Consider the following 22,942-nt stretch of genomic DNA (forward strand, 5'->3'; position numbering starts at 1 on the left):
CCAAATGAGACGAGTATCAGCGTGACGTTCGCATCCTCCGACAAGACCATCCTTCTCGAACTGTTCAATGCCGCGCTTGCGGCCTCGCTTCCCGACGGCCGCTATGAGGGCCGCCTGCCCGAGCCTCCCAGGGGGCGCACGATCGTGCTCGGCGCCGGCAAGGGCGCGGCGCGCATGGCCAAGACCTTCGAGGATGCCTGGGAGAAGGCCGGCCACGGCCTGCCACAGGGGCTGGTCGTGACACGCTATGGTCACGGCATGCCGACCCGGTCGATCGAGGTCGTCGAGGCGTCCCATCCCGTGCCCGATGCTGCCGGCATGCAGGCGGCAGAGCGCATATTGGCATTGGCGCGCGAGGCGGGCCCGGACGATCTGGTCGTGTTCCTCATGTCGGGCGGCGCCTCGGCGCTGCTCTCTTTGCCTGCCGAGGGGCTGACGCTGGAGGACAAGCAGACGCTCAACCGCGCGCTGCTCAAGAGCGGCGCACCGATCGGCGCGATGAACCGGGTTCGAAAGTCGGCATCCGCGATCAAGGGGGGCAGGCTCGCCGCCGCAGCAGCCCCCGCGCGCATGATCACCTATCTGATTTCCGACGTTCCCGGTGACGATCCAGGCGCCATCGGTTCGGGGCCGACCATTCCGGAAGCCTCCGATCCCGATGCGGCGCTCGCGATCCTGGCGGAATATGGGATCGCCGTTGACGCGCGTGTCGAGGCGGCGATCCGCGCCAATGCGGTGACGGCGGGGGCGGGCGGGCCGGTCGAGATGCTGGCGACGCCGAAGATGGCGCTGGATGCGGCTGCGGCCGTGGCGCGCAAGCTGGGCCTCAACCCGATCGTGCTGGGCGATGCGCTCGAAGGCGAGGCGCGCGATGTCGCCAAGGTGCTGGCCGCCATCGCGCATTATGCGAGCGCGCATGACGAGCCGGTGGCGAAGCCTGCCGTCATCCTTTCGGGCGGAGAGACCACGGTGACCGTCCGCGGCAAGGGAAGGGGAGGCCGCAACGCCGAATTCCTGCTCTCGCTCGCCGTCGCACTCGGCAGCCATCGCGGCATCGCGGCGATCGCCTGCGACACGGACGGCATAGACGGCTCCGAGGACAATGCCGGCGCATGGCTCGACGAGCATATTCTGACCGAGGCGCGGTCGAGAGGTCTCGACCCCGCGGCTCATCTCGCCAACAATGACGGCTACGGCTTCTTCGAGGCGCTCGACCGGCTGGTCGTCACGGGCCCAACCTTAACCAATGTCAACGACTTCCGCGCTATCCTGGTCCGATAGCGCGACATCGATATGCCTTCATTCCCGTGTGGTGTGAGCGTATAGGGAGATACGGGCTTTACTGCAGGATTCCTATGCTCGAACACGAGGCGCACCGGCCCGGCCGGCACCTGTCTCAGTCCTATCGCCATACGGCTCGCCGCATCGTTGCGCCCGAGCGAAATGGCATTGCCGACACCCAGCTGGGCCTGGTGCTGACCTTCGTCGCCGGGGCGGTCAATGCTGGCGGTTTCCTGATCGTCGGCCAGTACACTTCACACATGTCGGGCATTGTTTCAGCGATGGCCGACCATATCGCGCTGGGCCTGTTCAGCCTCGTGGTCGGCGGCCTGTCGGCCTTCCTGGCCTTCCTGACCGGGGCGGCCTGCTCGGCCATCCTGATCAATTGGGGGCGCCGCCATTACGGCAGCACGCAATATGTACTGCCGATCACGCTCGAATGCGTGCTACTCCTTTCCTTTGGCGCCATCGCCGCGCTGGCGCTGCCGAGCCATGTGATCGAATGGATCGCGATCCCGCTGCTCTGCTTCATCATGGGACTGCAGAACGCGACGGTGACCAAGATTTCGGGCGCCCGCATGCGCACGACCCACGTCACCGGCATCGTCACGGATATTGGTATCGAGCTCGGCAAGTTTGCCTATGAGTGCGTTTCCCACCGTGAGGCCGATGGCACGCGAGTCGTCGCCGATCGTGCAAAGCTCGGCCTGCTCGCCTCGTTGCTGACGGCTTTCGTCACGGGCGGCGTCGTCGGCGCGTTTGGCTTCAGCACCGTGGGGCCTTTCTTCGCCTGCCTGCTCGCCTTGATCCTGGCCGCCCTCGTGGCGCCTTCGATCACCGAGATCGTGCAGCACGGGCAGTTCCTCCGCCGCAGCTCGCATTGAGCTTTCTGCGATTGCTCGGCGACGGTTGGCCCGCAAACGAGAGCCGCAGTTTTCCATTGACGGCGTTTGCATGACGCGGCTCACTCCCCGCTCTGGTTGCGCTGCCCCGGGGAGGCTCGAATCTTGAACCATATTTTGCGCGACGATCGTGCCTTCTCGGCCAAATGGACACGGCTCGCTGCCTGGTTGGTGCTTGCCTTAGGGCTTCTCACCCCAGGGGCGTATGCGGCCACGACACCGGCGCTCGATCCCGCACTTCTCGGCGCGATCAAAAGCGATACGCAGGAGGGCGTCACCGTGCGTACGTCGGTGCCGGACGCGAAGCAGGTCGAGGCGATCTTCGGCGTGCCCGTGATCGAGAAGGGTATCCAGCCCGTTTGGGTCGAGATCACGAATGGCGGTAGCGAGCCGCTCTGGTACATGCCGATCACGACGGACGAGACCTATTTTGCGCCGCTCGAGGTCGCCTATCGCTTCCATGATGATCTCGATGGCGCCGTCAATACGGCCCGCGAGGCGCGCTTCAACAGTCTGCGCATGGATCTCGTGGTGCCGCCGGGCAAGACGGTCTCGGGGTTCGTCTTCACCCATCTGGAGACCGGCCTGAAATTCCTGACCTTCGGCATGCTGAGAGGCGACGACGAGCTCGAGTTCCACTTCACCGTGCCGGTGGCCGGCCCGCCCTACGCCGTCCAGCGCGTCGATTTCGACAAGATCTATCCGCCCGATGCGATCAAAGCCGTCGACCTCGTGGGCTTGCGCGCGGCGATCGAGGCACTGCCATGCTGCACCACCGATGCGAAGGCGACCAAGAACGGTGATCCGCTCAATCTCGTCATTGTCGGTGATGGGCTGGCGTCGATCTTCCCGTTCGTGTCGCGGGGCTGGCGTCTCACGGAGCCGCTCGACATCCATAGTGCGGTCGACACGACCAAATCCTTCCTGATCGGGACGCACTACGCGACGTCTCCGGTGAGCCCGCTCTATCTCTTCGGGCGCCAGCAGGACCTCGCGCTCGAGAAGGCGCGCAATACGATCAATGAGCGCAATCATCTGAGGCTCTGGCGCGCGCCATTGAGCTTCGAGGGCCATGATGTCTGGGTCGGCCAGATCAGCCGCGATATCGGCGTCGAACTGACCGACACGTCCTGGTACCTGACCACGCACAAGGTCGATCCCGATGTCGATTTCGATCGCGACTATTTGCTTCAGGATCTGCTGCTTTCCGGCTCGGTCCAGCGGTTCGGCTTTGCGAGCGGTGTCGGCGTTTCGCCTGCAGCGCATCCGAGGGTCAACCTGACCGATGATCCTTATGTCACCGACGGCCTGCGGCTGGTCGTGCTGCTCGGCGTTGATGACGACGTCACGGACGCCGTAGACGCGCTCGCCTGGGAAGCCATGCCGGCTGATGTCGAGTAGCGAGATCAACCCGCACTTCTTGATGATGCTCGTCGGCAATGGCGCCAGAAAAAAAGGGCCCGTCGCACGCGACGGGCCCTCGCTCGATCGAAATTCGATCAGCTCATTTCGGCGGCTTCAGGGCAGGGGGTTCTGCAGACCATGCCGCCCGGTCAGTGGGCGAGATGGCAATCGGCCGCCGTCTCTGCGCTCCGATATTGTGGAGCTTCCAAGATCAGCCCCAGCGCTGCCGTCTCGTCAAGGATCCGGCGCCGTGCGGGTCATCACAGTTGCGCGAGCAACCATTGCGCGAGGCCCTGCAACCTGGTGGTCCTTTGTCGAAAAGAGATTAAGTGATTGATTTCACTTCATTCGTCTCATGGGCGCGAACGGCGGTCGAACCTCACGGGGGCTGTTGCCTCGCTGCCACGCCAATGAACGGTATTGTAAGGGAGACTGTTTATAAGAGTATCTACGATATCGTCGATGGGTGCCGCGAGCGGGCGCGTCAATCCGGCATATTCTCTCGAAAGATCGCCTGGACGCGTATCGATGGGGTATCGGGCAGGGCTTCGCCGCGGGCTGCCCGCGCGAGCCGATCGATCGCCTCGCGCGCCTCGACGCGCGGGTTCTGGTCGATGACGGCATCCATCGCCCCGGCGACGAGAAAGCGGCGTGTGTGCTCGGTCAGTTCGTGGCCGATGAAGATCGTGCTTTCTGCCCGCCCCGCCTCCTCGAGCGCGCGCGCAATGCCGCGATTGCCGCCGCCAATATTGTAGATGCCGGCGAGATCGGGATGGCGGCCGAGCAGCGCCTTCGCCTCGGTATAGGCGCGATCGATATCGTCGCGAACCTCGCGCAGCTCCACGATGGCGAGGTCCGGATACTCTTCCTGGAGAATGTTGCGGAACCCCATCTCGCGCTCCTCATGCCCGCGATAGGATAGTGAGCCGGCGAAGAGAGCGACCTTCCCGGTCCCTCGTTTCAGGAAGCGACCGAGCAGATAGCCGGCGAGGCGGCCGGCGGCGCGGTTGTCGATGCCGATATAGCCGATGCGCGGCACATGCCTGATATCGGAAATGAGAGTCACGACCGGTATGTCGGCCGCGGCGAGCGCCCGGATCGCCTCGCGCACGGTCGGGTGGTCGAGGCCCACCAGCGCAACGCCCAACGTGGTCGGGCGGATGGCCTCCAGCGTGCGGGCGAGCACATCGGGGTTGAAGCCGTCGACCATGTGGATGCGCAGGGTGACATCGTCCCGCAGTGCGGCCATCTGGCTGATCTGGTGGTTGAGATTGGCAATGAAGCTGTTGGTGCCGCCGGGCAGGACGAAATCGAGCTGAACGGCTTCGGCTGGATCGGCCGGATGATGGCTGCGGACCGGGGCCTGCTCGATATAGCCGAGGCGCTCGGCCGCGGCCATTACGCGATGATGCGTGCGATTGCGCACGCCGCTTCGGTTGTTCAGGACCCGGTCAACGGTCGCCGTGGAGACGCCGGCCTCCCGTGCAATATCGGTGAGCGTGATCCGCATGGCACTTCGATCCTGCTGCTGGCCTTGCGAGACTGGCCGCCCCGCCTGGGACAGCCGAAAAGGGGGAAGCCACCGCATGACATCAAGAAATGATGTCGATACTGCCAAGGACATCGAAATCGATCAATTCAAATCAGAATGGCTCCACGGCCATGTGGGGCCGAGGGTGGCGCCGCGACCGGGAACTCCTGCCCCATATCATGGTTGTCGGGGGTGACGAGCCGAGGTGCATTGTCCACTTTCCGGGCTCCGGCGCCTCGCAGCTATCCGCGGTGTCATGGTTGACGTCGGGACGCCGGGCACAATTCGGGGACGTGTTGCATGGCGCTGATAAGGCGCTATTGTTCCGCGCGATCGGTCAAAGACGCCCCACTCGGAGGCCGATCCGACCCCGCCGCCTCCGCGAGGAGGCGGCGGGGGCGCCTATTTCTCGGCCATGTGCTCGGCGGTTTCGAGCTTCGAAATCAGCGCGGTGAGGCCTTGTTCATCGACCAACGTCGCTGCGGTTCGCACCGGAAACCAGGCGGCTTCGCGCGCCGCAGATTCCTTCCATGTCGGCAACTGGCTGACGACATCCATGCGGTAGACTTCAACGCGGATGAGGTCGAGAAAGCCCTCGCGACGCTTCCAGTAAAGGAACGATCCGACCGGCTTCTTGCCGACCTCGCCGATGAGCCCGGCCTCTTCATTGGCTTCGATCGCTGCCGCCACGCGGTCTTTCTTGCCCTTCATCGGCCACCCTTTCGGGATGGTCCAGCGACGCGTCTCGCGTGTCGTGATGAGGCACACTTCGAGTTTGCCGTCCCGCTCGCGTACGGGGAGAGCTGCGATCTGATGTTGAGGCTGGAGTGGGCTCGTCATTGTCTCGTGCGTTCGAATCCTTCCGCGTCGAGCATGGCACACCGTGCCATCTGCAAATAGTCGACTTCAAATTGATGGGCAGCAGCCCGGCTTCCGTGATCGCAGCGATCCGGCTCGCCTCATCGGCGACGGGGCTTCGTATCGGCGTCAAAATCTTCACGCCAAGGATGCAATATAGGCCCTAGCCAGGCGCGGCACAATCCGCGCTGGCACAAGTTGGAAAATCATTCCGCGGCAACGCAGATATATACGCTGGCAAAGGAATTGGTCGGCCGGTGAGGGCTCGTCGCGTCAGGCGCGTGCCGCGGCATGTTGCGCCGGGTTGCGGGCGCGCACCAGCATGCCGAAGAGATCCCGGGGATCGTCGGGGTCGGCGAGGAGGTCCAGCCCCTGATAGAGTCCGGTGCGGGCCAACTGGTCGCGGATATAGCGGAGCGCCGAGAAGTCCTCGATCGCGAAGCCGACGGAATCGAACAGCGTGACCTGCTGGCGATCGCGGCGGCCCACAGCCGCACCGGTTATGACCTGCCAGAGTTCCGTGACCGGATGATCCGACGCGAGTTGCTGGATCTCGCCCTCAATGCGGGTCTGCGGCGTATATTCGACGAAGATGTCCGCCCGCGCGAGGATATCGCGATGCAGTTCGGTCTTGCCCGGCGAGTCGCCGCCGACGGCATTGATATGGACGCCGGCGCCGACCATGTTGTCGGTCACGATGGTGGCGCGCTGCTTGTCGGCTGTCACGGTTGTAATGATGTCGGCACCGAGGACGGCCTCCTGGGCCGACTGGCAGGAGACGATCTCGAAGCCCTCGCCCGCGAGATTGCGGGCGCATTTGCGCGTCGCTCCAGCGTCCAGGTCGAAGAGGCGGAGCTTGCGAATGCCGAGCAGCGCCTTGAAGGCGAGCGCCTGGAATTCCGACTGGGCGCCATTGCCGATAATGGCCATGCAATCCGCGCCTTCCCGGGCCAGATGGCGCGCGGCGAGCGCTGATGTGGCCGCCGTCCGCAGGGCCGTCAATATGGTCATCTCCGAAAGCAGCATCGGATAGCCATTGCCGAGATTGGAGAGCACGCCGAAGGCGGTGACAGTCTGCCGGCCCGCCCGGGTGTTCTTCGGATGCCCGTTCACATATTTGAAGCCATAGAGTTCGCCATCGCTGGTGGGCATCAGTTCGATGACGCCTTCGGCGCTATGCGCACCGATCCGCGGCTTCTTGTCGAAAACGTCCCAGCGGCGGAAATCCTCCTCGATATATCCGGCCAGGTCCTTGAGGAAGCGCTCGATGCCGATGGCGAGAACCAGCTTCATCATGTGATCGACGCTGACGAAGGGAACGATGTTGAGCCCGGCGCCCGCGACGCGCCTTCCGGTCGTAATCTGCATCGTGTTCATGATGGTCAATAGCTCCGTGTGGGGCGATCCATGATCCGGCGACCCATCAGGCTCGCCGTGAGATCGACAAGAAGGGTTGCGGTGCGCCCGCGTTCGTCGAGGAATGGATTGAGCTCGACGAGATCGAGGCTCGTGACGAGACCGCTATCCGACAGCATCTCCATGACCAGATGGGCTTCGCGGAGCGTGGCGCCGCCCGGAACCGTCGTTCCGACGGCGGGCGCGATCGAGGGGTCGAGGAAATCGACGTCGAGGCTGACGTGAAGCAGGCCGTTCGCGCTCACGACACGCTCGATGAAAGCGCGCAGCAAGGGCGCCATCCCATGCTCGTCGATCGCGCGCATGTCATGCACCGTGACACCGGCGTTGCGCAGCGCTTCGCGTTCGGGCTGGTCGACGCTGCGAATGCCGAGGGCGCAGACGCGGCCCGGGTCGATGGCGGCTTCAAGATCGGGAAAGTGGCCGGAAAAGCCGGGTTGGCCGCTGGCATAGGCGAGCGGGATTCCATGCAGATTTCCGGTCATCGTGCTGTCGAGCGTATGGAAATCCGGATGGGCATCGAGCCAGAGCACGAAGAGCGGTCGCGCCAGCGCCTTGGCCCGGCGAGCGAGGCCAGCCAGCGTGCCGGCGGAGATCGCGTGATCGCCACCCATGAAGATCGGCATGCCATCCGCGCTGGCGGCGTAGGCCGCATCCATGATGGCGGTCGTCCAGGCCGCGATTTCGGGCAGCGCATGGATCGCCGGATTAGCATGGCGGACGGCGCGAGGCGCGCCGGGCTGCACCGCGCCGAGATCGGTGACCTCGTGACCAAGCTCGCGCAATGCCGCCATGAGCCCGGCGGTGCGGAGCGCGCTCGGTCCCATCTCGCAGCCCATGCGCCGCGACCCGTCCTGCAGCGGAATCCCGAGGATCTTGCAATGCATCGCGCCACACGCTCCGTTCGGGTGCACGAACAATCAAAGCGCGAATGGATGGCGAAATGAACGGTATATAATGGCAAATATCGATATGATACTTATCAGATTGGATAGTTCTTCGAACAATATGGACAGCGATGGATTCGCTCGACGAGAAGCTGATCACGCTCCTGCGCCATGATGCCCGGCGCAGCATCTCCGATCTCGCCCTTGATCTCGGTGTTTCGCGGGCGACGGCGCGCGCCCGGATGGAGCGGCTGGAGCGGTCCGGCGAGATCATCGGCTACACTGTGATCCTGCGCGCCGAGGCGGTGGAGCAGCCGGTTCGGGGCATCATGATGATCGAGATCGAGGGGCATGCGACAGAGCGTGTGATCCGCGCGCTCGGTGGTTTCGCCGAGATATCGACCATTCACACGACCAATGGCCGCTGGGACCTGGTCGTGGAATTGAGCGCGGAGACGCTGACGGCCTTCGATACGGTCTTGCGGAGGATCCGCATGATCGCCGGGATTACCAGCAGCGAGACCAATCTTCTGCTCGCGACACCACGCAGCACCAAAGCCCGACTCGGCGTCGCGAAGCGCGGGTCCTCATAGCGTCGAACGGATTGCCGAGCCGATCAGACGGTTGCCGGCGTGGCGATGTCGAGCCTCTGCCTGTCGCTGTCCGCCTTCGGGCCGGCCGTCTCCAGCGTCGCCGCGACATGGCGGGAAAACTCGGTCATGCCCTGCTTGATGCGCTCGAGCAGGACGGCGCCGGCCGTCGGCAGCGTCCGTCCCTGCTTCGCATAGACCGTCAGCAGTGGTGCGCCGATGGCAGGGTCGCGGATCGGGATGAAGACGATCTCGCGTGCGGCGATCTCCCGCAATATCCCGACCGGCGAGCGAATGCCGATGCCGAGCCCGGCCCGGACGAGATTCGTCACCGCGTCGGATGCGTTCGTCTCGACGAAGGAGTGGCGCGCGGTCCAGCCATTGATGAGCGAATAGAGCACCGTACCGCCGCCGCTGCCCTCCCGCATCTGCACCATCTGCTCGTGAACGAGGTCCGACATCTTGAGCGTCGATCGTCCGACGAGCGAATGGTCCGGCGCGGCAATGACGCCGACGGGCATGGCGGCTTCCGATTCGACCGAGATGTCCGTCCGGTGCGGTGGCGCCATGGCGATGCCGATATCCGCGCCGCCATCGACCACCGCCGCCATCACGCCGAGCGCAACCGTCACGTCGATCGAATAGGTGACCTTCGGAAACTCCCGGTGAAATGCGGCGAGCACCTGAGGCAGGAAATCGCGCGCAATGCCATCCTCGCAGGAAATCGACACATGACCTCGCCTCAGGCCGCGCAGGTCGTCGATTTCCGACATGGCCTTGTCGAGATCGCGCTCGAGCCGCAGCACATAGCGATAGAGCACCTCGCCGGCAGCCGTCAGGCGTACGCCCTCGGCCAGCCGTTCGAAGAGTTTGCACTCCATCTGATCCTCGAGCTTGAGGATCTGTCGATTGATGGCGGAGGCGGCGACATGGAGATGTTCCGCAGCCTGGCGCATGGATCCGCAGCGCACCGTCTCGCGGAAATAGCGCAGCGCCACGAGGTGGACGTGCATGAATGCTGACATGGCTGCCGATCCGTGGGGTTATCGGGCTAGCCTATAGGAAAGGCATGTGGCGACATTAGGTGCCGCGCCGTTGCGTCGCAAGATGCGGTCTGCAGTGGCGCGGGCGTCAGCTCTTCGCGGGGTCGATCACCTTGAAATTGTAGCCGAAGGTGCGGCCGAGATTGACGGTGAAATGATCGACCACATTGGTGTCGATCAGCTCCAGATTGAAGAACTTCATTTCCGCGTCGTGGAAATAGGGCCCGGCATGCCAACTGCCCCTGTAGAGCAGCACCGCGACATCGCCCGGAATGACGAAGGCGCGGATCGCCTCCGGATCCGGCTTGTCGCCGTCGCCAACCGGCGGCGCGACACAGAGCAGCCAGGACTTGCCGCCAACCGAGGCGAGCACCTGGGTCACGTCGCCATGCCGCGTAATGCCGTTGACGTCATAGCCGCGATAGTCGAGCCGCATGATGTAGAAGCGCGGCGCGCCGCCCGACAGGTCGAGGGCGGCGTCGATGGCGCCTGCCGGAACCATGTCCTCGGTCGGCTCGATCAGCCGGCCAAAGGGCAGAAAGGCCTCCGCCGTGATCGGCTCGGCGATCAGCGGGCGGCGTTCGACGTCGAGGGTGGCTTGTGGTGTGGTCATGCGTTCTACCAAGGGAGATCAGGCGACGGAGCGCGCTGCGGTCACGTCGTTCAAGGAAATCAGCGGGCGAACTTCGGTCTGCACCAGCGACATGGAACGGCGCACATCCTCGGTGGCGAGGCCGGGGATCTGGGCCATGATGTCGAGCTGGTCGATACCGGTCGTCTCGATATAGGCGTTGAGTTCGGCGGCGACGTCTTCCGGCGAGCCGATGATGAAGCTCGCCAGGCGCCGGCGTTCCTCGTCGCTCTGGATCGTCGCCGGGGCCATGCCGGTTTCGACGGCGTGCTTGTGATAGCCCTTGCCGAGCATCAGCCGGAAATAGCTTTCAGCTGCGGCCGCGCTGCGCTCCAGTGCTTCGGCTCGCGTCGGCGCGACGAAGACGAGGCGAACGCCGCGTGTGCGACCCGTGCCGCCGGCCGCCCGGTAGCGCGCAATATAGGGCGCCTGGACATGGGGCATCTCGGCCTGGCCGACCACGAGATTGATGCCGCGCAGCGCCAGATGGTCGATGCTGCTCTCATCGCGCGCGGCGGCCCAGATGGCGCCGCGGATGGCGGGATCGGGTCGCGGTGCGATCGCCGGGCCGATCTCGCCGGCGAGAATGCCGAGCAATTCGTCGAGCAGGGCACGAAAGCGGGCGGCCTTGGTGGCGCGATCTTCCTCGACCAGCTGGTTGGCGCCGAGCCCGACGCCGAACTCGACCCGTCCCTCTGCTAGTATGTGCAGCAGGCTCATTTCCTCAGCGGTGCGCTGGGCCGTCGTGGTCGAGAGCACGCGAACGCCGGTTCCGACCTTGATCCGCTTCGTCTTGGCCGCGATATGGGCGAGGAAGACTTCGGATGCCGGCACGCGGCCATAGAACGGATTGTCCGGCCTCACATGATGATGCTCGCCGATCCAGATCGAATCGAAGCCGAGCTCGTCGGCGCAGATGATCTCGTCGAGCGCGGTGCGGATGGCGTCGCGGTCGCTGACGTCATTGGCTGCCCACATCTGGTTCATGATGCCCATCGGGGCGAGGCGGGTGGCAGTCGCGGGCATAGGCGTCTCCTCCAGTTCTATTCGGATGCGGGCCGCTTGCGGCTGACGAGCCAGGGCGCCACACGGGCTTCGGCGAGCACGACGAGGCCGTAAACCAGCATGCTGACGATGGTGCCGACGAGCACGACGGCCCAGACCTGCGGCATGCGGTACTGGCTGCCATAGAGCACGATCAGATGGCCGAGGCCGCGATCGGCCGCGATCCATTCGGCGACGATCGCCGCGACGAAGCAGGCGCAGGCCGAGAGTTTCAGCGCGTTGAAGAGGAAGGGGATCGAGGCCGGCAGGCGCACCATCCACAATTGCTGCCGGCGCGTGGCGGAGAGCGTGTAGAGAAGCTCCATCACCTCGGCATCGGCGCTCTTCAATCCACGCAGCGCGTTGACCAGCATGGGGAAGAAGACGAGGAAGATCGTCACGAAGATCTTCGGCGCCATGCCATTGCCGAACCAGATGATCAGCGCCGGCGCGACCGCAACGATCGGCACGGCCTGCGCGGCCATGGCGAGCGGATAGACCGTGCGCCGGCTCCACTCCGAATAGAGGAAGACGACGGCGAGCAGGAAGCCGAGCAGGTTGCCGAGCACGAAGCCCGTCAAGGCCTCGATGGTCGTGAAGGCGGTATTGTAGAGAATGGTGCCGCCATCGATCGCGAACGCGTTCAGGATGGCGGTCGGCGAGGGGAGGATCAGCGGTGAGATGTAGCCGGCCTCGGTGATGAACTGCCAAAGCCCGATGACGAGGATGAAGACCAGGATCGGCGCGATGATCGCGCGAGGCCTTGGCATGGCTGCCAGTCCGGCGCCGAGCCAGGCGGGGAGGCCAAAGGAGCCGGATTTGGCAAAGGTTTCGCTTTGAAGGGCCATGGATCCGTCCGTCAGAGATCGGTCGCCGTCGCGGTCCAGCGATGGAGCATGCGCTCCACCAGCACGACGATCGCGAGGAGTATCAGCGTTAGCCCGGCGGCGACGATGATCGCGGCCCAGAGGGTCGGCAGTTTGAAATACTGGCCGGAAATGACGACGAGATAGCCGAGGCCCTTATTGGCGCCGATCCATTCGGCAACGATCGCGCCGATGAACGCGGCGGATGCGCTGACCTTGAGCGCGGCGAAGAGATAGGGGATCGATGCCGGCCAATCCACGATCCTGAGCCGCTGCCAGCGGCTGGCCGAGAGCGTGTGCATCATCTCGTGATAGTCGACATCGGCGGAGGCGAGGCCGCGGATCATGTTGAGGAAAGCCGGGAAATAGACCGAGATCGACACGACCGCGATGACCGGCGGCAATCCGCGGCCGAGGACGATGACGAGCAGCGGCGTGAAGGCGATGATCGGGATCGCGCGCGAAATCAGCGCGAAGGGATAGAAGGCATCCTTGAGCAGGCCCGAATAGGAAAAGACGATCGCCATCAGTACGGCGGCACAATTGCCGATCACGAAGCCGGCCAGAGCCTCGCTGATCGTGTAGAGCGCATGCTTGGTCAGCACGCTGTAATTCTTGATGAATTCGTTGAAGATGGCCTCCGGCGACGGGAGGATATAGCGCGGTATGATGCCGGCGGCCGAGAGCGCGGCCCAGATCGCGATCAGCGCGACGGTGAACAGGACCGGCGGCAGGATCAGCCCAAGCGGCAGGCGAAACCCCGGCGTCTCGGAGCGTCCTGTGTCCTCGGCCGATCCGGCATCAGCGACCGTGATGCTGCTCATGGTCATTCTCCGCAGAGTGCAACGTCGACTAGAAGCGGCCGACATTGGTCATTCAAAATGGTTCGCGGGGGCCATGTCCGGCCCCCGCCTTGGGTCAGGCGTCGCCGACTACATCTTCGGCGGGGCGACCTTCTCGAGGATCTCGGTCGTCAGCATGCTGGTCGGGTCGATCTTGGTGTCCGTGACCTTGGAGACGAAGGCGTTCTCGGCCGTCTCGGCCCAGGTCTTCGGGTTGACCCACATGAAGCCCTTCTCGGCCGTGAAGGCGTCCTTCATGTAAAGCGCCTGCTTGCCGGCCTGGTAGGTCTGCTGGTCGATGTCGAGACCATCGGTGAAGCCGCCGTCGACCATGAACTTGGCAGCCGCGTCCGGATCCTTGAAGAAGTCCATCCAGGCCTTGACCTCGGCGCGGAGATACTTGACCAGCAGTTCCTTCTTGGCCGGATCGTTGAAGAACGCTTCCGTCACGAAGTAGGAATCATTCTGCGAGTTGAGGCCGTAATCGCCAAAGGAGAACACGTTCACCGGAACGCCCGCCGCCTCGATCAGGCGCGGCTCGTTGAAGGCGAAGGTCGTGACCTCGCAGTCGATCTGGCCGGAGATCAGCACCGAGATGTCGTTCGGGCCGATCGTGGTCGTCTGGACTGTGGCCGGGTCGATGTTGTTCTTGCTCATGAACAGGTCGGCGAAGGGCTTGGACGGCGTCTTGACGCCGAGGCGCTTGCCGGCGAGGTCCGTCGCCTTCTCGATGCCGGAATCCTTGCGGCAGGTCATGGCCACCGGCGTCTTCTGGAACTCGGCCGCGAAGACCTTGAACTTGCCGCCCTGTGATGTGCCGGCGAGGATCTGCTCGGGATTGGAGATGCCGATATCCACCGTACCGGCCGAGACCATTTGCACCTGGTCCACGCCCTGGCCGGCGGGGATGATGGTGACGTCGAGGCCTTCATCCTTGAAGTAGCCCATCTTCAGCGCGTATTCGGCGCCGAAGGATTCGACGTTCGGCACGTAGCCGAGCACGACGGAGAGCTTGGTGAGTTCCTCCGCCTGGGCCTGACCGAGGCCGGCCAGCGCGATGGCGGCAAAGCCCAGCGCGGCAGCGGTGGCGCGGAGCGGCCGGCGCTTTGTCTCAATCGTTGCGAAAGGGCCTGTCGGCATCAGTTTCTCCTAGGCGGTGGCGTAAGTTGAGGCGGTATGGACAGCAGGCCGCGCCGTCGGCGCCGGTCCGTGCAGGGCGTGGCGCAACTCGGCCTCGTAGGCCGCAAACTGCGGATCGTCGCGCATGTCGGCCGTGCGGTCATGGCCGAAGCCGATCTCGACGCGATGCGAGATCCGGCCGGGACGCGGCGACATCACGGCGACCGTATCGGACAGGATGATCGCCTCGCTGATCGAGTGCGTGACCAGAAGCAGCGTTGCCGATGTCTCCTTGAGGATGCGCAGCAGCTCGAAGTTCAGCTTTTCGCGCGTGATCTCGTCGAGCGCGCCGAAGGGCTCGTCCATCAGCAGGAAGCGCGGCTTGAGCGTCAGGGCGCGCGCAATCGCGGCGCGCTGGCGCATGCCGCCGGAAAGCTCGGATGGAAAAGCCTGCTCGAACCCCTTGAGGCCGACCAGTTCGATCGCCTCTTCCGCCCGCCGCCGCCGGTCGGCCTTGTCGACGCCTGCGACCTCGAGCCCGAGTTCGACATTGGCGAGGATCTTGCGCCAGGGCAGCATGGTGGATTGCTGGGAGACGAGGGCATAGGTGCGGGCGGCGCGCGCCTCGGCCGGGGAAACGCCGCCAATGAGCGCCGTGCCGCTGGTCGGCTTGACGATATCGGCCAGGATGCGCAGCAAGGTCGACTTGCCACAGCCCGAGGCACCGATCAGCGAGGCCCAGTTGCCCGCGGGAATTTCAAGATTGCAGCCGACAAGCGCGGTCGTGACCTGTTCGCCACGACGATAGACCATCCCGACATCCCGAATGGACATGCCGCCTTCGGACGATATGGCAACCATGGACAACACTCCACCGCGCTGCCTTGGCGATGCAGCAGCGGCAAGAAAAACCGGTCGTCTCCTTGGTCTGCTCGGAACGGATACGATCCGTCCCGTTTTCCCTTGCCTAATAGATCTTTCAAAGCTCGGCAGATGCTGCCGATCAGCTCGGAAGACCCAATTTTTTCTATTTTTCTTCTCCATTTGACCGAGATCAACTCTCTGTCCCGGAGAATATGGAAGAGTGTGCCGGCTTGGTTTGAGCCTACAAAGCGCTGATTTCGTTACGGCCCGTTGCGCAATCGGCAACGCCCCCGTTCTCTTATCGGCACGTGCAAAGGCGATTGGTTGCGTTGCAGCTTTCGCCCGTTGCTCTTGGCTTGCCGCCTTACGGATCGTCGAATAGAGCCGCGGGAGACGATGCTCGAACAGCCTCGCGGGTCGTTGGCGATGACGGCGCGCAACCCCGCGCCGGTGGCAGCTCCGCGACGAATCGTGCAGGGAAAGCTCTCGATCCGGCGCCCTCCCAGCTTTCGGCGTGCCAGGACGCACCAGTTTCCTCGCAAAGCAGTCATGGGAGTGGACAATGGTTCTGGCTCGCGAAGCCTTGCTCGACGGCATTTCGGCAGCCGTGGACGGCAACTGGGATCGTCAGATCGAATGGCTGAAGCGGCTCGTGGAATTCCCGAGCACGCGCGGCAATGAGGGGCCATGCCAGGATTGGCTCGCAAGCGAATTTGCACGGCGGAACTGGTCTGTCGACCGCTTCACGATCGACGAAGTGCCGATCGAGGGCAAGCCGGGCTATTCGCCGGCGGTCGATGTCGATTATTCGAAGGCCGTGCAGGTCGTCGCAACCTGCCGCGCCGAAGAGCCGACCGGCCGCAGCCTGATTCTGCAGGGCCATATCGATGTCGTGCCGCCGGGGCCGCTCGAACAATGGGACCATCCGCCGTTCGAGCCTCATATCGCCGACGGCTTCATGCATGGCCGCGGCGCCAACGACATGAAGGTCGGCGTTGCGTCGATGGTATTTGCGCTCGACGCGCTGCGCGATCTCGGGCTCCAGCCCGCGGCGGATGTCTTCGTCGAGACGGTCAGCGAGGAGGAATGCACGGGCAACGGCGCGCTCGCGACCCTGGTGCGGGGCTATCGTGCCGATGCCTGCCTTATTCCCGAGGCGCTCGACAACAAGCTGCTGCGGGCCGAACTCGGCTCGGTATGGTTCCGCGTGCGGATTCTGGGCAAGCCCGTCCATGTCCTTCAGGCGCAGGCGGGCGCGAGCGCGATTCTCACGGCCTATGACTATATCGGCGCGCTGCAGGCGCTGACGGCGCGGATCAACGAGCGCGCGAAATCCCACCCCTGGTTCGGTCATATCGACAATCCGGTCAAGTTCAGCTGCGGCAAGATTCGCGGCGGCGATTGGCTCGGCTCGGTGCCGGCCTGGTGCGAGATCGAATGTCGGTTGAGCGTGCTGCCCGGCGATGCACTGGCTGACGTCCGTTCATGGGTGATCGAGGCGGTCGAAGACTGCGCGCGCCGGCTGGGGAACGACAAGGCGCCGGAGGTGACATGGATAGGCTTCCAGGCCGACGGGCATGTCTTTCATCCCGGCACGGATGCCGAAGCGGTCCTCGCAGAGGCGCATAAGGCCGTGTTCGGTACCGCGCTCGAGACCTTCAGTCAGACGGCGACGAGCGATACACGCCAATACGACCTCTATTACGGCATCCCGACGCTCTGCTATGGCTCATGCGGCTCAGGGAGCCATAGCGCGGCCGAGCGCACCGATCTGGTCAGCATGCGCGAGACGACCAAAGCGATCGCCCTCTTCATTGCCGAGTGGTGCGGCGTCCGTCCGCTGGATGCACGCTCCGCCGGCTGATGTTCGCGCGGAACGGCGCGAACCTCCTTCAGGCAGACACTCATATGCCGGACCCACGCTTCGAACGTGTGGGATCGACGTTGCGCGACCGATTCTGCAGGCCCCCCACCTGGTAGGAGAGGCATCAACCGCGCATCGCGTCGGCGATGACCGATGGAGATTGCGGGCACGCCCAAAAGTTAGGCGAATTTCGCCAGATCCGTCTTGTCGACAGTCTGAATGCAGGGTATTTTGAGGTGTGACTTAAAAGGACATACTTCATTGGCATCGGACTCGGATCACTGGGGCGATTTCCTGGTTGCCCTTGCGCAGAAGGGGCAGCCGCATTCGGTCTTTCAGGCCCTGGAGCGGCTGACCAAGGAAACGGTCGGAACCAAGCTCTTCACGGCGACCACTTTCGATCTGGCGATCGGACAATCGCGCCGGACCTATTCGGAGAACGAGGCGGCCTATCCGACCGGTGGGTTCAAGCCGATGTCGCTCGGCCTCTGGTCCGAGACGGTGATCGACCGTCATGAGCCATTCTCGTCGCTGACGATCGAGGAAATCGCCGTCGTGTTTCCGGATTGGCCGCTCATCCAGTCGCTCGGTTGCGAATCCAATTGCAACATTCCCGTCGTCGTCGATGGCCGTGTGATCGGCACGATCAACCTGCTGCATGAGGCCGGTTACTACACGACCGAGCGGGTCGCCGAGGCGATGAAGCTGCGGCCCTTTGCGGCGGTCGCCTTCCTGACGGCCGAGAAGATGGCCGCCGTCGAACTGATGTCTTAGGGAGCTGGAAACCGACATGGGTGAGAAGACGCTGAGAGTGGCAACGGATGTCGGTGGCACCTTCACCGACCTCGTCTATTTCGAGACCGACAAGGCGACCGGCAAGCAGACCATCCGCACGGCCAAGTCCGATACGACGCCGCCGAACTTCGAGGCTGGCGTTCTGAACGTCCTGAAGAAGGGTGACGTCGATATCGAGGCGGTCGATTTCTTTGCCCATGGCACCACGGTGGTCATCAATGCGCTGACCGAGCGCAAGGGCGCCAAGACGGCCTTGATCACGACCGAAGGTTTCCGCGACATTCTCGAGATCGCGCGCGGCAACCGGCCCGACTTCTTCAACCTGATGTATGAGAAGCCGAAGCCCTTCGTGCCCCGCTATCTGCGTCGCGAAGTGCCGGGCCGGATATCCTATCGCGGCGAAGAGACGACGCCGCTCGACCTCTCCGGCCTGCCGGTGATCCTCGATGCCTTCAAGGCGGACGGCGTCGAAGCGGTGGCGATCTGCCTGCTGCATTCCTACGCCAATCCGAGCCATGAGCAGGCGGTCTCTGCAGAGATTCGCCGTCTCTGGCCGGAAGTCTCGGTCGTCGCCTCGCACCAGATCACGCGGGAATGGCGCGAATATGAGCGCACCAATACGGCCGTGCTCTCCGCCTATGTCCAGCCTGTCGCCGAGCGCTATCTCGGTCGGATCGAGGATGGCCTGTTGGCCGAAGGCTATAAGGGCCGCCTCTACATCATGCAGTCGAACTGCGGCGTCGACTCGCTGCCTTCGACCAAGGCGATCCCGATCACCATGGTCGAATCCGGCCCCGCTTCGGGTTTTTGGGGCGCCGCCGAACTCGGCCGCATCATCGGCGAGCCCAATGTGCTCGCCCTCGACATTGGCGGCACGACGGCAAAATGCTCGCTGATCGAGAACGGCCAGGTCCGGATCAAGACGGATTATTGGATCGAACGCAGCCGCAAGTCGGCCGGCTATCCGATCATGGTCCCGGTCGTCGATCTGGTCGAGATCGGCAATGGCGGCGGCTCGATCGCCTGGGTGGATGATTTCTCCAAGCTGCATGTCGGGCCGCAATCGGCCGGCGCTTCGCCCGGTCCCGCCGCCTATGGTCGAGGCGGCACCAATGCGACGACGACGGATGCGAACCTCGCGCTCGGCCGCATCAACCGCGACTATTTCTGTGGTGGCGAAGTCGTGGCCGACATGGCGGCCGTCGACAAGGCTCTCGGTGCAGTCGCGACAAAGCTCGGCGTCAGCCCGATCGAGGCGGCGCGCGGTATCATCCGCATCGCCAATTCCAACATGGTCAATGCGCTGAAGCTGGTTTCGCTCAACCGTGGCTATGACCCGCGCGACTTCACGCTCGTCGTCTTCGGCGGCGGCGGCGCAATGCATGGCGTGGCGCTCGGCCAGGAGCTCGGCGTCAAGAAGGTCGTTATCCCGCGCGGCGCGCCGGTCTTCTCGGCCTGGGGCATGATGATGTCGGATCTGCGCCGCGACTATTTCGTGACGAGGCTCATCGACGAAACCGACGCGGTCTCGCTGGATCTCCTGGTGCAGGAGGCGATCGGCCATGCGGCGCAGCAGTTCGGCGCCGAGGGTATCGCGGCCGATCAGGTCAGGTTCAGCCCGCTGATCAAGTGCCGCTACCAGAACCAGGAACATTCGGTCGAAGTGCCGATCGCCGCCGGCAGGATCGGCAAGGTCGAGATTGCGGCCATGGTCGAGGCGTTCCACGAACTCTATGAGCGCGAATATACCTATCGCCTCGATGCGCCGGTCGAGATCGTCGGACTGCATCTCATCGCCTCTGCCGAGGTCGGCAAGCTCGAAATCGTGCCGCAGCCGAAGACCGGCGCGAGCCTCGAGGATGCGATCAAGAGCCGCCGCATGGTCGATTACGCGACCGAGGGCGTGCATGAGGCCGTGATCTATAATGCCGAGAAGCTGGAGCCGGGCATGAGCTTCGCCGGTCCCGCGGTGATCGAGGATCCGGGCACGACGATCGTCGTCCATCCGGGCAACCACGTGTCGATCGACGATTTCGGCAACACCCATATCGAGATCAAGGGCTGAGCGATGAGCGAGATCACGCACGATCCGGTCACTTTCGACATCATCCAGAACGCGCTCGAAGCGGTCGCCGACGAAATGTTCGCGGCCCAGCGCAAAACCTCGATGAGCGCCATCATCTATGAAGTGCTCGACCTCGGCACGGGCATTTGCGACGCGAACGGCGAAATCGCCTCGTCGGGTGCGGGCATCCCGGCCTTTGTCGGCGTGCTCGACAAGGCGGTGAAGCGTATCATCGAGAAGCATCCGCCTGAGACGATCCGTCCAGGCGATCTCTTCGCGTCGAACGATCCCTATTGGGGCGGCGTCACGCATCTGAACGACATGATCCTGGCTATGCCCGTCTTCTCCGACGGCCGCATTGTCGCCTGGACTTCGAATATCGCGCATTGGAACGATGTCGGCGGCATGGTGCCGGGCTCGATGTCATCCGATGCGACCTCGATCTTCCAGGAAGGCGTCCGCATTCCTGCAGTCAAGCTGATCGATGCCGGCGTGCCGAACCAGGCGGTGTTCGACATTCTCTATGTGAATACGCGCCTGCCGGACTATCTGCGCGGCGACCTCTGGGCGGGGATCGCCGGCGTCCGTATCGGTGAGCGCCGCATCCTCGAACTGGTCGAGAAGTACGGCACCGAGACCTTCGAGGCCGCGCTGGTTGATTTCATGGATCTCGGCGAGCGCCGCGCCCGCGCCGCCCTTGCCAGCCTGCCAAAGGGCGTCTTCCACTTCGAGGAAGAGCAGGACGACGGCGCGATCCACAAGGTCACCATCGAGATCAGGGACGACGCGTTCGTCGTCGATCTGCGCGATAATCCGAAGCAGTCCGGCTCCAAGAATTCAAGCCGAGAGGGCGTCGAGATCTCGGCCCAGCTCGCCTTCAAGGCGGTGACCGATACGGCCGCGCCGGGCAATGGCGGCTTCTTCCGGCCGCTGGAGGTGATCACCCAGCCGGGCACCATCTTCCATGTCGAGGAGCCCGGAGCGCTCGGTTATTATTCCGAGGTCGAGATCCGGCTCTTCGATCTGATCCTGCGCTGCCTCGCGCCGCATCTGCCGGGTCTCGTTCCCGCCGGCAACTTCGCCTCGATCTGCGGAACCGTGGTTGGTGGCCCGCATCCGGACCATGGCCGGCACTATACGATCGTCGAGCCGCAACTCGGTGGCTGGGGCGCGCAGGTCGGCCGCGACGGCAACAGCGCGATCTTCTCCGGTTTCCACGGCGACACGTTCAATTGCCCGGCCGAGGTGGCCGAGGCACGCTACGGCCTTGCGGTCGATCGGATGGCACTCAACCCGACGCCGGGCGGCGAAGGCGAATGGCGTGGCGGCAAGGGCATCAACGTCCACTACCGCGTTCGCGCCGACAACAACTTCCTCTCCGTCGGCTATACGCGCTCGCGTATTCCGCCATGGGGCGTTGATGGTGGTCTCGACGGCACGCCCAATTATGTCGAGGTGCTGCGCCCCGGCGGGGCGGCCGAGCGCTATTCGTTCGGTACGGATATCCCGCTCAATATCGGCGATGTCGTCAAGGTCGTGACCGGCAATGGCGGTGGCGTCGGCGACCCGAAGAAGCGCGCACGGTCCGCAATCGAGGATGATGTCCGCAACGGCTATCTGTCGCCCGAGCGCGCCGCCGAGATCTACGGCTACAAGCCCGCAGCAGCGGAGGCAGCACGATGAGCGCGACGCTCTTCACAGGCGGCCGTTTCCTTGATCCGGCGCAGGATGAACTCCTCGATGGCATGGACGTGCTGGTCGAGGGCGGCAGGATCGTCGAGGTCTCCGACACGCCGATTTCATCCAGCAGCGCGACGCGGATCGACCTCAAGGGGCGGACGCTGATGCCGGGCCTGATCGACTGCCATCTTCACGTCGTCTCGACGACGGTCGATGGCTGGGCGAACACGATGGCGCCGTCCTCGCTGATTGCGCTTCGCGCCAGGCGCATCCTGGAAACGATCCTTCAGCGCGGCTTCACCACGGTGCGCGATTGCTGCGGCGCCGATCTCGGCCTCGTCATGGCGATCGAGGAGGGGCTGGTCGATGGCCCGCGCCTCATCATCAGCGGCAAGGGGCTGACCACGACCGGCGGTCATTGCGACCAGCGCGCCCGGACCGACGATCGCGATTCCATCATGGAGGAGCGCCTCGGCACGCTCGGCCGCATCGTCGACGGCGTCGACAATGTCCGCAAGGCCGCGCGCGAGGAACTGCGCAAGGGCGCGAAGTTCATCAAGATCATGGCCAATGGCGGGGTCGCCTCGCCAACCGATCCGATCCACTCGCTGCAATATTCCCGCGACGAGATCAAAGCGATCGTCGAGGAGGCGGAAAATGCCGGCACCTATGTCTCGGCCCATGTCTACACCGACAAGGCGATCCGCCGCGTCGTCGAATGTGGCGTGCTTTCGCTCGAACACTGCAATCTGATCGAGCCCGAAACCGCCAGGCTCGCGGCCGAGGCCGGCGCGATCGCCGTGCCGACGCTCGTCGCCTATGAAGGCCTGGCGCTCGAAGGCGAGCGTTTCGGCCTTTCCAAGGAGGCGGCGGCCAAGATCGAGACCGTCCGCACCGCCGGGCTCAGGTCGCTGCAGATCATGCGGGCCGCCGGCCTGCCCATGGCGTTCGGCTCCGATCTGCTCGGCGAATTGCAGAAATACCATACGATGGAGTTCGAGATCCTGGCGCGGGTGCTGCCCAACGCCGAGATCATCCGCTCGGCGACGCTGGTCGGCGCCAGGCTCTGCCGCATGGAAGGCGAGATCGGCGTGATTGCGCCGGGCGCCGCGGCGGACCTCCTCGTCATCGACGGCGATCCCTACAAGGACATCACGCGCCTAGCAGGCGACGGCGCCCATATGGCGGCGATCATGCGCGGTGGCCGCTTCTTCAAGAACACGCTCCATTGAGGCCAAGCCTCCAACAGAAGAGCCGGAC

General features: G+C 64.1%; 20 protein-coding genes. 9 read left to right on the forward strand and 11 right to left on the reverse strand.

From position 1 onward, the window contains the following. Positions 1-21 precede the first annotated feature (21 nt). The 3 genes from QO014_RS23955 (at position 22) to QO014_RS23965 (ending at position 3,584) form a co-directional block, all read left to right on the forward strand. Positions 22-1,281 (forward strand): glycerate kinase type-2 family protein, encoded by a 1,260-nt coding sequence (locus QO014_RS23955; protein WP_266351301.1) that lies wholly within the window; start codon positions 22-24, stop codon positions 1,279-1,281. A gap of 74 nt (positions 1,282-1,355) precedes the next feature. Next, positions 1,356-2,165 (forward strand): YoaK family protein, encoded by an 810-nt coding sequence (locus QO014_RS23960; protein WP_266351302.1) that lies wholly within the window; start codon positions 1,356-1,358, stop codon positions 2,163-2,165. A 123-nt stretch (positions 2,166-2,288) separates the two neighbouring features. Next, a complete protein-coding gene (locus QO014_RS23965; protein WP_266351303.1) occupies positions 2,289-3,584 on the forward strand; it encodes an LssY C-terminal domain-containing protein in 1,296 nt (431 codons plus the stop codon). 487 nt (positions 3,585-4,071) lie between these two features. Here QO014_RS23965 and QO014_RS23970 read toward each other — a convergent pair whose 3' ends face one another. The 4 genes from QO014_RS23970 to rocF all read right to left on the reverse strand — a co-directional run bounded on the left by QO014_RS23970 (position 4,072) and on the right by rocF (position 8,279). Then, on the reverse strand, positions 4,072-5,097 hold the full coding sequence (locus QO014_RS23970) for a LacI family DNA-binding transcriptional regulator (protein WP_266351304.1): 1,026 nt from the start codon (positions 5,095-5,097) through the stop codon (positions 4,072-4,074). 423 nt (positions 5,098-5,520) lie between these two features. Beyond that, the gene (locus QO014_RS23975) at positions 5,521-5,958 is read right to left on the reverse strand and encodes an NUDIX hydrolase (protein ID WP_266351375.1); all 438 of its coding nucleotides are present in this window, start codon (positions 5,956-5,958) and stop codon (positions 5,521-5,523) included. 291 nt (positions 5,959-6,249) lie between these two features. Beyond that, a complete protein-coding gene (gene ocd, locus QO014_RS23980; protein ID WP_370877207.1) occupies positions 6,250-7,353 on the reverse strand; it encodes an ornithine cyclodeaminase in 1,104 nt (367 codons plus the stop codon). 5 nt (positions 7,354-7,358) lie between these two features. Beyond that, a complete protein-coding gene (gene rocF / locus QO014_RS23985; protein WP_266351305.1) occupies positions 7,359-8,279 on the reverse strand; it encodes an arginase in 921 nt (306 codons plus the stop codon). 131 nt (positions 8,280-8,410) lie between these two features. Here rocF and QO014_RS23990 point away from each other — a divergent pair, with 131 nt between their 5' ends. Then, the gene (locus QO014_RS23990) at positions 8,411-8,872 is read left to right on the forward strand and encodes an Lrp/AsnC family transcriptional regulator (protein ID WP_266351306.1); all 462 of its coding nucleotides are present in this window, start codon (positions 8,411-8,413) and stop codon (positions 8,870-8,872) included. Between the two features lie 23 nt (positions 8,873-8,895). Here the strand turns inward: QO014_RS23990 and QO014_RS23995 are convergent, their stop codons facing one another. From QO014_RS23995 to QO014_RS24025, 7 genes are all read right to left on the reverse strand, one after another. Next, positions 8,896-9,894 carry a LysR family transcriptional regulator gene (locus tag QO014_RS23995; RefSeq protein WP_266351307.1) on the reverse strand — a complete coding sequence of 333 codons (999 nt, stop codon included), beginning with the start codon at positions 9,892-9,894 and terminating at the stop codon, positions 8,896-8,898. A gap of 106 nt (positions 9,895-10,000) precedes the next feature. Continuing rightward, the gene (locus QO014_RS24000) at positions 10,001-10,525 is read right to left on the reverse strand and encodes an ureidoglycolate lyase (protein ID WP_266351308.1); all 525 of its coding nucleotides are present in this window, start codon (positions 10,523-10,525) and stop codon (positions 10,001-10,003) included. A gap of 18 nt (positions 10,526-10,543) precedes the next feature. Then, positions 10,544-11,569, reverse strand: a complete 1,026-nt coding sequence (locus QO014_RS24005) for an LLM class flavin-dependent oxidoreductase (protein ID WP_266351309.1) — start codon at positions 11,567-11,569, stop codon at positions 10,544-10,546. A gap of 17 nt (positions 11,570-11,586) precedes the next feature. Continuing rightward, a complete protein-coding gene (locus tag QO014_RS24010) occupies positions 11,587-12,435 on the reverse strand; it encodes an ABC transporter permease (RefSeq protein WP_266351310.1) in 849 nt (282 codons plus the stop codon). 11 nt (positions 12,436-12,446) lie between these two features. After that, positions 12,447-13,277 carry an ABC transporter permease gene (locus QO014_RS24015; RefSeq protein WP_266351311.1) on the reverse strand — a complete coding sequence of 277 codons (831 nt, stop codon included), beginning with the start codon at positions 13,275-13,277 and terminating at the stop codon, positions 12,447-12,449. Positions 13,278-13,385: 108 nt separating this feature from the next. Further along, positions 13,386-14,435: an ABC transporter substrate-binding protein gene (locus tag QO014_RS24020; RefSeq protein WP_266351312.1), complete on the reverse strand. Its 1,050-nt coding sequence runs from the start codon at positions 14,433-14,435 to the stop codon at positions 13,386-13,388. Between the two features lie 9 nt (positions 14,436-14,444). Beyond that, a complete protein-coding gene (locus QO014_RS24025) occupies positions 14,445-15,275 on the reverse strand; it encodes an ABC transporter ATP-binding protein (RefSeq protein WP_266351314.1) in 831 nt (276 codons plus the stop codon). A gap of 565 nt (positions 15,276-15,840) precedes the next feature. Here QO014_RS24025 and QO014_RS24030 point away from each other — a divergent pair. From QO014_RS24030 to QO014_RS24050, 5 genes are all read left to right on the forward strand, one after another. Continuing rightward, positions 15,841-17,142, forward strand: coding sequence for an ArgE/DapE family deacylase (locus tag QO014_RS24030; protein WP_266351316.1), 1,302 nt, complete (start codon positions 15,841-15,843; stop codon positions 17,140-17,142). A 261-nt stretch (positions 17,143-17,403) separates the two neighbouring features. Next, positions 17,404-17,916 carry a GAF domain-containing protein gene (locus tag QO014_RS24035; protein WP_266351317.1) on the forward strand — a complete coding sequence of 171 codons (513 nt, stop codon included), beginning with the start codon at positions 17,404-17,406 and terminating at the stop codon, positions 17,914-17,916. Positions 17,917-17,932: 16 nt separating this feature from the next. Then, complete coding sequence (locus QO014_RS24040; protein WP_266351318.1) at positions 17,933-20,002, forward strand: hydantoinase/oxoprolinase family protein; 2,070 nt, start codon at positions 17,933-17,935, stop codon at positions 20,000-20,002. 3 nt (positions 20,003-20,005) lie between these two features. Continuing rightward, positions 20,006-21,685 carry a hydantoinase B/oxoprolinase family protein gene (locus QO014_RS24045; protein WP_266351319.1) on the forward strand — a complete coding sequence of 560 codons (1,680 nt, stop codon included), beginning with the start codon at positions 20,006-20,008 and terminating at the stop codon, positions 21,683-21,685. Next, positions 21,682-22,914, forward strand: a complete 1,233-nt coding sequence (locus tag QO014_RS24050; protein WP_266351320.1) for a metal-dependent hydrolase family protein — start codon at positions 21,682-21,684, stop codon at positions 22,912-22,914. The genes QO014_RS24045 and QO014_RS24050 overlap by 4 nt, the downstream gene beginning before the upstream one ends. Positions 22,915-22,942 lie beyond the last annotated feature (28 nt).

The organism is Kaistia dalseonensis (assembly GCF_030814715.1).
In the GTDB taxonomy this organism is placed as follows: domain Bacteria; phylum Pseudomonadota; class Alphaproteobacteria; order Rhizobiales; family Kaistiaceae; genus Kaistia; species Kaistia dalseonensis.

Excerpts from the sequence above, each read along its gene's own strand:
- QO014_RS23960 (WP_266351302.1), top strand. The coding sequence starts at position 1,356 with ATGCTCGAACACGAGGCGCACCGGCCCGGCCGGCACCTGTCTCAGTCC.
- QO014_RS23970 (WP_266351304.1), bottom strand. The coding sequence starts at position 5,097 with ATGCGGATCACGCTCACCGATATTGCACGGGAGGCCGGCGTCTCCACG.
- QO014_RS23975 (WP_266351375.1), bottom strand. The coding sequence starts at position 5,958 with ATGACGAGCCCACTCCAGCCTCAACATCAGATCGCAGCTCTCCCCGTA.
- ocd (WP_370877207.1), bottom strand. The coding sequence starts at position 7,353 with ATGAACACGATGCAGATTACGACCGGAAGGCGCGTCGCGGGCGCCGGG.
- rocF (WP_266351305.1), bottom strand. The coding sequence starts at position 8,279 with ATGCATTGCAAGATCCTCGGGATTCCGCTGCAGGACGGGTCGCGGCGC.
- QO014_RS23990 (WP_266351306.1), top strand. The coding sequence starts at position 8,411 with ATGGATTCGCTCGACGAGAAGCTGATCACGCTCCTGCGCCATGATGCC.
- QO014_RS23995 (WP_266351307.1), bottom strand. The coding sequence starts at position 9,894 with ATGTCAGCATTCATGCACGTCCACCTCGTGGCGCTGCGCTATTTCCGC.
- QO014_RS24000 (WP_266351308.1), bottom strand. The coding sequence starts at position 10,525 with ATGACCACACCACAAGCCACCCTCGACGTCGAACGCCGCCCGCTGATC.
- QO014_RS24005 (WP_266351309.1), bottom strand. The coding sequence starts at position 11,569 with ATGCCCGCGACTGCCACCCGCCTCGCCCCGATGGGCATCATGAACCAG.
- QO014_RS24010 (WP_266351310.1), bottom strand. The coding sequence starts at position 12,435 with ATGGCCCTTCAAAGCGAAACCTTTGCCAAATCCGGCTCCTTTGGCCTC.
- QO014_RS24015 (WP_266351311.1), bottom strand. The coding sequence starts at position 13,277 with ATGAGCAGCATCACGGTCGCTGATGCCGGATCGGCCGAGGACACAGGA.
- QO014_RS24020 (WP_266351312.1), bottom strand. The coding sequence starts at position 14,435 with ATGCCGACAGGCCCTTTCGCAACGATTGAGACAAAGCGCCGGCCGCTC.
- QO014_RS24025 (WP_266351314.1), bottom strand. The coding sequence starts at position 15,275 with ATGGTTGCCATATCGTCCGAAGGCGGCATGTCCATTCGGGATGTCGGG.
- QO014_RS24030 (WP_266351316.1), top strand. The coding sequence starts at position 15,841 with ATGGTTCTGGCTCGCGAAGCCTTGCTCGACGGCATTTCGGCAGCCGTG.
- QO014_RS24040 (WP_266351318.1), top strand. The coding sequence starts at position 17,933 with ATGGGTGAGAAGACGCTGAGAGTGGCAACGGATGTCGGTGGCACCTTC.
- QO014_RS24045 (WP_266351319.1), top strand. The coding sequence starts at position 20,006 with ATGAGCGAGATCACGCACGATCCGGTCACTTTCGACATCATCCAGAAC.
- QO014_RS24050 (WP_266351320.1), top strand. The coding sequence starts at position 21,682 with ATGAGCGCGACGCTCTTCACAGGCGGCCGTTTCCTTGATCCGGCGCAG.